The organism is Leptolyngbya sp. AS-A5 (genome assembly GCF_039962495.1).
Classification (GTDB): Bacteria; Cyanobacteriota; Cyanobacteriia; order Leptolyngbyales; family Leptolyngbyaceae; genus Leptolyngbya.
Genome location: NZ_JAMPLL010000011.1, coordinates 149,215 through 158,213, shown reverse-complemented (window position 1 = coordinate 158,213; position 8,999 = coordinate 149,215). Strand labels below are relative to the sequence as shown.

At 48.3% G+C, this 8,999-nt stretch carries 6 protein-coding genes; 2 read left to right on the top strand and 4 right to left on the bottom strand.

All coding sequences use genetic code 11. From position 1 onward, the window contains the following. Positions 1–182 precede the first annotated feature (182 nt). Both NC980_RS14840 and NC980_RS14835 read right to left on the bottom strand, forming a co-directional pair. A complete protein-coding gene (locus tag NC980_RS14840) occupies positions 183–455 on the bottom strand; it encodes an Npun_R1517 family heterocyst differentiation transcriptional regulator (protein WP_190379301.1) in 273 nt (90 codons plus the stop codon). Between the two features lie 982 nt (positions 456–1,437). After that, positions 1,438–2,598 carry a histidine kinase gene (locus NC980_RS14835; RefSeq protein ID WP_190379314.1) on the bottom strand — a complete coding sequence of 387 codons (1,161 nt, stop codon included), beginning with the start codon at positions 2,596–2,598 and terminating at the stop codon, positions 1,438–1,440. 261 nt (positions 2,599–2,859) lie between these two features. On the opposite strand from NC980_RS14835, the gene NC980_RS14830 reads away from it, so the two are divergent. Together NC980_RS14830 and NC980_RS14825 are read left to right on the top strand one after the other, a co-directional pair. After that, a complete protein-coding gene (locus NC980_RS14830; RefSeq protein ID WP_190379300.1) occupies positions 2,860–5,190 on the top strand; it encodes a cation:proton antiporter in 2,331 nt (776 codons plus the stop codon). Positions 5,191–5,279: 89 nt separating this feature from the next. After that, a complete protein-coding gene (locus NC980_RS14825) occupies positions 5,280–6,512 on the top strand; it encodes a site-2 protease family protein (RefSeq protein WP_190379299.1) in 1,233 nt (410 codons plus the stop codon). 93 nt (positions 6,513–6,605) lie between these two features. Here the strand turns inward: NC980_RS14825 and NC980_RS14820 are convergent, their stop codons facing one another. Together NC980_RS14820 and NC980_RS14815 are read right to left on the bottom strand one after the other, a co-directional pair. Then, positions 6,606–6,980 carry a hypothetical protein gene (locus NC980_RS14820; RefSeq protein WP_190379298.1) on the bottom strand — a complete coding sequence of 125 codons (375 nt, stop codon included), beginning with the start codon at positions 6,978–6,980 and terminating at the stop codon, positions 6,606–6,608. A gap of 55 nt (positions 6,981–7,035) precedes the next feature. Next, complete coding sequence (locus tag NC980_RS14815; protein WP_347273173.1) at positions 7,036–8,748, bottom strand: AarF/ABC1/UbiB kinase family protein; 1,713 nt, start codon at positions 8,746–8,748, stop codon at positions 7,036–7,038. Positions 8,749–8,999: the final 251 nt, after the last annotated feature.

Here is an 8,999-nt window from a genome sequence, read left to right as displayed (position 1 = left end):
GCTATTCTAAGTCCATCAAGATGCTAAAAGCATCAATTCGTCTGCTGATCTATTACCTGAAGCATGGACAAGTGCCTGCGTTGAGGTAAATCATTCATCCTCTGTGCAACGCCAAAAAAAGAGCCATTAAATTAGCTCCTTTTCTCGGTCTTATTGTTTGACACTCAACGCTTCAGGTAGTTCTAGTCCTTTGAGTTGCGAAGACGGATTAAACGGCGACGCATTTGCGGAGAAGCCGTAACCTCAGAAATCTCTTTCGCTTTCACCTCTGCCGCAACGGGTTCTAAATACTCATCGGCACCACAAGCGTAAGCATCTAGCAGAAACTCAAGCAGTTGTTCTGGATTACTCAAAACAGCCTTCTCTTCGATCAGCCTAAATTTCAGGTGAACTTCGCATTCGTAGACACCCACTTCCGAGGGAGTGACGTTGCATTCTAAAGGATCGTAATTCATCTACCCAAGCAGTCCCATGATGTGAATAGTGGTTGATAGTTCAGACCGGGCTTGACAATGGCAAAATTCCACCAAAGTATTGCAAACGATTCAATGCACCTTCAGTAATTCCTGGAATAAGTTGCTCCAGAGCGCGATCGAGCAAGATCAAAGAAAACAATCCTCTGCTGCTCGAACTTAGCATTCCTGAGAAGGAACTCAAATCAGCGATATCGCTGAAACAGCTACACAAATCTCACGGCATTGCGATGAAATCAGGCTGAAGAAATTTAGCTGCATACAGCGCTTATGCCCATTTATAGGCGAGTAACTTTGAAAGTAGTACCGTAATAACACCAGTTTTCACAAATACTTTAAAGCAACAGGCTCAAAAACAAAAAAAGGTATTGCTGGATTGGAATTCCTATTTTTAGTGCAGTTTCTTGTGTAATGAATTGATGAAGTGTTCTTTGAATTCTAACTTGTCAATTATCAAGCGGAATGTTCCTAGTACTTCTTGTGATCCAAGGCACTTCTTGAGGGGGAATACGGAGAAAGTAACTGCCTAATTAATCTCTAAAGCTTTGCTTAGAGATCATCATTAGAAAAGAATTACAAAATAAGCTTTTTGAATTGTTATGCAAATGTCAATTTTTTAAGTTTCTCACTATTACTAAGAAACAGGGCTTTCAGTAAAGGTCGAATGGTTATGTACTATTTTTTACAGTTTTAGATACTGAAATTTCTGAGTTAGTTTTATCAGAAAGCTTGAATTATCTCCGTGCCTTGTTCTAATGAAAACCCAAATTTAAAGATTAGGTGTATTGGAAGCAATATTTTCTATTCATAAAGCTCATCCCAAGAAAAATTATGAATTTCGATTTGACCGCTAAAAGCTGGAGCAACATCAAATTTTGAAGAAGAATAAATTGATATGACAGTCGCGCAAATCCTGCCTTCAGTGCAACTACTGAAATCTAGAAATTTTTGCAAACAGGCAAAGTTAAATCCGAAAAACAGGAAGCGTAAAATGAAAACAACTGCCCTGATTTGCAACCGAATCAACCCAAATTTGACCGTAGTGCGCCCGCACAATCCGCTGACACAGCGATAAGCCGATACCGTAACCTTCCTGACCAACATCTCGCTGCAAGCGGTAATGATCCTCAAAAATGCGATCGCGGTTTTCTAGCGGGACTCCCGGCCCGTTGTCGCAAATACTGACCTGAACTTTCTGTGCCGTCCGGTGCAAAATTGAGATCTGAATCGTTCCGGCTGTAGGCGTGTACTTGATTGCATTGTCCAAAATATTCACGATCACCTGTCGCACTCGTTCAGCATCGGCATAGACGATCGGTAGGTCAGAAGGAATATCGGTCTCAATGTGCTGCTGTTTTGATTGAATCCGATCAGCGAGGCTAAGGAGCACATCCTGACACAGTGCGCCAAGGTCTAACTTCTCTGGCTGAATATGCAGCTCCGCACTCGTTCCCCTTGCAGCCTGTAAGATATCCGTAATCATCCGGTCGATCGTCCGAATTTGAGTCCGTCCGTGTTTAAGCAAGTTGGCTGTCATTGCGGGTGTGAGTCGGGACGGTTGCCCATCTGCTTGTTTATGAGCAATTTCCAGAGTCTCGATCGCGATCGATGCGGCAGTCAGGGGATTGCGAAGATCATGCGCCAGCATCGAAATAATTTGGTCTTTAAAGTGGAGCTGTGCTTGAAGATTCTCGTTTTCGCGCTGCAACCGGAAAACTTCATCGCTCAGCTTCATCAGTTCGGCAGAGTGCCCGATCGAAGCGACTCCTACAGAATCGGGCGCTGTTGCAGTTTGGGGAGAATTGGTAATGTCTTCGACAGCTCTTTGCCAGCGCGACCACCAATTTCTCAGTTGAGCGATCAGATCACTACCTGTCAGAGTTTGGCGCGGTTCGGGGTGAAGTTTAATCAGCGTTGGGGTGGCAATGAGACGGAAATGCTCAGCAAGATAGGGTTGCTCACCCACGTCGATAATCTCAAGCTCAAACGGACATTCAGCACTCCGATCGTTGAGAAAGCCGCGAATCTGACGAATCTGTTCGCGTGACGCGGGACGCTGATCGACGAACAGTAAAATCTGGAGTGGCACGTTAGCGTCGAGGGTTGAATGGGTGGGTGCCTGCATCGTCATGAATTAGCACTCTCAGAACGGGTGCGAACAAATAGAGAGTTGATCGTAGCTTTCAGCGACTAAAACACCACGAAGGTGGAGTCGGATTAGATTCAAATTGTCGGTCTACAGATCGCTTCTCTATAGATTACCGTATCCCTTGCAAATCAGAGCGCTCCAAGCAGATTCGCAGACGCGGTTCTCTCCAGAAGTTCCCGATTCCTTGTAAAGTGATGTTAATAGACTGTGATACTTTTCTAATATTTATAGAAACCTGTGCAAGAAGACTTTCGGCTCATTGTTGATCTTGTTTCAGTTTTGGCAGCAGCAGCAGCGGGTGGACTGCTGGCTGCGCTGTTAAAGCAACCTGTGCTACTGGGGTATTTGGTAGCGGGTGTGATTGTGGGTCCGACGGGACTTGGGTTAATTAAAGAATTGGTGCAGGTGGAAACGCTGGCGCAGTTTGGAGTAGCGTTTCTGTTATTTGCGCTAGGGGTTGAATTTTCCTTCTCTGAACTTAAAAAAGTCAAAGTCATTAGTCTCGGCGGAGGTGGGCTGCAAATTGCGCTGACGATCCTGGTGACGACTTTAGTGGCGCTGGCAATGGGATGGGTTACGTCACCGACGCAGGGCGTATTTTTAGGTGCAATTCTGTCTCTCTCTTCGACGGCTGTAGTGCTGAAGTGCTTGATGGAGCGCAACGAGACCGGAACGCCACACGGACAAGTGATGTTAGGAATTCTGGTCGTTCAGGACTTGGCGCTGGGGTTGATGTTGGCGGTGTTGCCAGCATTGGATCAGCCTGCGGAACAAGTGGGATTGGCGATCGGCTGGGCGCTGATTCAGACGGGACTGTTTGCGCTCGGTGCGATCGCGGCTGGGATTTGGGTGATTCCGCCGCTGTTGCGGCTACTGGCAAAAACAGAGAGCCGCGAATTATTTCTGCTGGGGGTAGTAGCGCTGTGTCTAGGGATCGCACTTCTTACTGAGCACTTGGGATTGTCGATCGAGATGGGGGCTTTTGTTGCAGGCTTGATGATCTCAGAAGCGGAATATGCGGATCAAACGCTCACTTATGTAGAGCCATTGCGAGACATTTTTGCATCGCTGTTTTTTGCCTCGATCGGGATGCTGATCGATCCCGTGTTTCTTTGGAACAACTTGGAACTTATTCTCGGCTTGGTCGCGCTCGTGTTTGTTGGCAAGTTTTTGATCATTACGCCGCTCGTTCGCATCTTTCGGTATCCCCTGAAAACCGCTTTGATTGCTGGATTAGGACTGGCTCAGATCGGAGAATTTTCGTTTGTGCTTGCAAGTGAGGGACAGACGCTCGGCATCGTTTCACGCCAAGTTTACCTGCTAATTCTGGGGACAACGGCGGTGACGCTCGTGTTAACTCCGTTCGTGCTGCGACTCGTGCCAAAACTGTTCGCTTGGGGAGAATCGATCCCTTGGTTGGCAAAATACCTGGAGCAATCGGATGAGCCGCTGGCAATTTCTGAAGATTTACCAATTCACGATCATGTAATTGTTTGCGGTTATGGTCGAATCGGGCGCAATATCGTACGGTTGCTGCGCGATCGACATTATCCCGTCCTGGTGATTGATCAATCTGAAGCGCAGATCCAAAAGGTTCGAGAAGCGGGAATTCCTTACATCTACGGTAATGCAGCGAGTTCGTATGTCTTAGAAAAAGCAGGAGTTGCCCAAGCGCAGGGCATGGCGATCGCGCTTCCAGATGCGATGAGTACGCGATTATGCGTGAAGCGAGCGTTAGAGATTGCTCCTGATCTTGATTTGGTGGTAAGAGCCAACAGAGATAAAGATATTGAATTGCTGTACCAGCTAGGGGCGCGTGAGGTGGTGCAGCCTGAATTTGAAACCAGTTTAGAACTGTCCGCTCATTTAATGGCAGGCATGGGTTTACCAACCCCAGCCATTCAGCGCGAAGTACAGTTAATCCGAAATTCACACTATTTAGAGTTGCGCCCCGATCAGCGTTCTGAAGAGATTTCACGCGCTCTGAAAGCCGCAGCAAATGAAATGAATAGCCGCTGGTATGCGTTATCCGAGGCTTCACCCTTATTAGGAATGTCGATCGGAGAAACTGATGTTCGCCGTTTAACTGGGATTACGGTAATGGCAATTCGACGAGCAGGCGGGGCGGAAATCGACTATCCAGATAGCCAAACCACACTAGAACAAGGCGATCGTCTACTCATTGTCGGTGCGCCCGATGAGGTTGCAGCTTTTGATCAATTGGCAAAAGGAGAAGCCGCAGTCCCATCTACGAATTCATCTTGTCAGTGGCTACAAATTCCCGCAGAAAGTCCGCTGGTGGGCAAAACGCTGATCGAATTGAATTTACAGCGCCAATATAATATTTCTGTACAAACTATTCGACGGGATGGAAAGCTGATTCGATTTCCAGAAGAAACCCTGGATCTTCAGGCGGGCGATCGCTTGTTGCTGTGTGGCGGATTTCACGCTTTGATCCAGGCTCAAGCGTCGATCGACTCTAAGTCGGAAGTTTCACTGATCCACTCAGAGCAATTGCTTCCCGATCTCGATTCAACCGCAGCCGACCAAGCCCTAGATGCAATCTGAATCTTCCTTAAGGTTGGGTTATCTCACCCCCGCTACTTCGATTTCATCTCGTATGCTTGGAATAGACACACACTTTAGGAAAACCATTCATGCAATCTGGTTGGCGAGTTGGGTCACTCTTTGGCATTCCCTTGCTTATCGACCCGTCCTGGTTTGTTATCCTTGTGTTCGTCACCCTCAGTAATGCGCTGCGGTGGCAGTATCGCTATCCTGATTGGGGTAGCCCTGTTGCTTGGGGAACGGGTTTTGCAATGGCGCTATTGTTGTTTGCGTCGGTGCTACTGCATGAATTGGGACATAGCCTAGTTGCAAAACTGCAAGGAATTCGGGTTCAGTCGATTACGCTGTTCTTCTTTGGTGGAATTGCGGCGATCGCTCAAGAACCAAAAACGCCTGGAAAAGCGTTTCAAGTGGCGATCGCAGGTCCAGCGGTCAGCTTTAGCTTATTTCTGTTGTTAACACTGGTAACGCTATTGATACCGAATGCAGAGATGCCTTTGGGTGTGCTATTTCGCGATCTGGCGGCGATTAATCTGGTGCTGACGTTGTTTAATATGATCCCTGGTTTGCCATTGGACGGGGGGCAAGTGTTAAAGGCGATCGTCTGGAAGCTCACAGGTAGCCAGATTAAAGGGATTCGCACGGCTGCGAAAGTGGGGCGATTTCTAGGAACGGTTGCGATCGTCTGGGGCTTGGCAGATGCGTTTGGAGTAACGCGAAATCTAGGTCTGCCTTATGGTGGCGGACTGTGGGGAGCGCTGATTGGATGGTTTGTGGTGCAGAATGCGGGTGCTTACGATCGCATCACTGAACTGCAAGAGGCGATGCTGAAGGTGAAAGCCGAAGATGCCATGACGCGGGATTTCCGGGTGATTGATGCAGGAATGACGCTGCGGAAATTTGCGGACGATTATTTGATTAATGAAACTCGTGCTCCGATTTACTATGCCGCGTCGAATGGACGATATCGCGGTGTTGTCAATACTGAGGATCTTCAGAGAATTGAGCGGAGCGAGTGGGAAACGAGAACGCTGCTGGATATTGTGCATCCGTTAACTGAAGTTCCCACAGTGCAGGAATCGACCTCGATCGTAGAAGTCATTCAACTGCTGGAGAATCAAAGCTTGCCGCGAGTGACGGTCTTGTCCCCGGCTGAAGCGGTTTCCGGTGTGATCGATCGCGGAGACATCGTCAAGGCGATCGCAAGCAAAATGAATTTAAGAATTTCTGATGCAGCAATTAAGCAGATTAAAGAAGAGGGAGCTTACCCAGCAGGATTGCAGTTAGGCGCGATCGCGCAAGCGGCTGCCGATCTCAGATAAGGGAACCTGTAAATCTTGGATTAAGAGCATTGCAATTTTGGATCAACGAGCAATAGAACCCTGCTTTATATCGATAAAGCAGGGTTCTAAAGTTTAGCCCCAAGAATCGAGGTCGAGAGCCGCTGAACCGCCTTGCTCTAGCTGCGTCAGGATCTTGCCTAACTGCCACCAAACGAGCCATGCAGTCCCGATGGTCAGAGGTAATGACACTCCATAGGCAAACTTGGTGGGAATCCCAAAGATTTCGACCCCTGCAGCAAGAAAGAAAAAGGCACCGCCCGCCATGCCTAGAAATGGAGTAAACAACGCCAGCCCACGCATTTTTGCCAAGCTACGAGTCGATCTATTTTCTGACCATTCTTTGACCGATTGTTTCAAAACTGCTTCAAATGCCAGGCCGGAGGCAATACTCGCCAGTAGTCCAGCAACGAGCAGAAGGTAGGGAGGTTGGGGAAAAAAGTATTGCACAGTGGATTAATAGAAATGTAAGGGCATCAGGAAGGGAGTCCTTCGTCCCCATATCCTACCGTTCTAACTTGACCCCCGTCAAAGAAGAGACGGTCGGGATCAGAGCGGCAGCAGGCGATAATTCTGCCAGTGCCCCGAATGCGGCAGTCAGCAGCCGAGCGGGCTTGATGTCATCTTTGACCAGTTGCCATAAGCGTTGGACTTCTTCGGTGTGGAGACGATCGTCCTCGGTCAGTGCAAGCAGCAACTGACGACGCAAGAACTGTCCTTCATCGGAAAAGAGGTACTGTAAGCCCAGTTGAGCCGTCGGAAGAATGTCAAAATTAGAGTCCGATCGAGCGATCGCAATCATATTTTCCAATCGATGCCACTGGAATTTGCCGTCTTTGAACAGCACTTCGATCAAGCGACGACGTAACCGGGGTGATTCACCCGTGAGTAATCGTCGTGCGACGTAAGGATAAGCAATCTCAACAATTTTAAAGTTGGGATTGAGGGTGAGAGCTAAGCCTTCCTGAGTAACGAGCGATCGAATGATCAGCGCAAATTTTGCGGGCACTCGGAAGGGATATTCATACATCAACTCACTGAAGCGATCAGTAATCGTTTTGAAGTTGAAGTTTTCGACGCTTTCACCCATTATGTCGCCCAGAACCGATTCGATCGCAGGAACGATCGGGTAAATATCGGTGCCGGGTGCGAGAAAACCCAGCTTAACGAAGTCTTGTGCGAGATCAACGTAATCCTTGTTGATTAAGTGAACAACAGCATCGACTAGCGTTTCTTTTGCTTCTTCTTCAAGCTGATCCATCATGCCGAAGTCGATATACGCCATTTGCCCGCCGGACGGGGCTGGTAGAGCGAACAGGTTTCCAGGGTGCGGATCAGCGTGGAAGAAGCCGAACTCTAAAAGCTGACGTAACCCAGAGGTGACACCGATGCGAATGATCGCGTTTGGATCGCCCCCAACGGCACGAATGCTATCAACATCCGTTAGCTTGTAGCCTGTAATCCACTCCAACACGAGAACGTGCTCAGACGTATAGCGCCAGTAGATTGAGGGCACTTTCACAGAAGGATCGTTGCGAAAATTTGTAGCGAATTTCTCGGCGTTGCGTCCTTCGTTGAGATAGTCGATTTCTTCAAACAGCTTGGAGCCGAACTCATCCACAATTAGAGTGAGATCGTGTCCTAAGTTCAACGGTAGCCAGGGAGCCATCCAACTCGCAGCCCAGCGCATCAGGTAGAGGTCGAGTGTCAGGGTTGGTAGAAGGTTCGGGCGTTGAACTTTGACTGCGACTTCTTCACCTGTCTTGAGTTTGGCGCGATAAACCTGACCGAGTGATGCAGCAGCGATCGGGCTTGGCGTAATTTCCGCAAAAATTTCATCGACATCAGCATCAAGCTCGGTTTCAATAATGCGAAAAGCGATGTCAGTCGAGAATGGGGGCAACTGATCTTGCAGCTTGGTCAGTTCGTCCAAGAAGTCGCGGCGAATCAGATCAGGACGGGTCGAAAGCGCTTGCCCAACTTTGATGAAGGTGGGGCCTAGTGTCGTCAGAATTTGGCGGAGTTGGGCGGCGCGTTTGAATCTGTTACGTTCTACGACTCTGCGCCAGTCGTCAAACTTCAAGCCTAGAACAAACCCGATGAACAGGGCGGTCACTCGAAGCGCTCTCCAGATGAATAGCCAAGGACGCAAGCGGTAATAGTTTGCGATCGCGTTTGAGTCGTAACGTTTGAGTTGAAAAAGCGGAGTACGAGCCACGATATTATCTGCCTCTTTGTCGATCGATGGTCGCAATCATCCGCAGCGATGCCCTCGTCGTTTTTCCACTTCTAATTGAGTCACTGGTCATTCAGTAACTGGAAGTGTCGGGACTATCCCGCCGTCTCACCGCTCTGTGATGATTACTATTCGTTATGTTTCATCTCATTCTAGTATATAAAACTACAACTTTTCAGCATGAAAATCCAGCCGCTTTTATCTACCGAAAACGTGATTTTATCAGGCTTTCA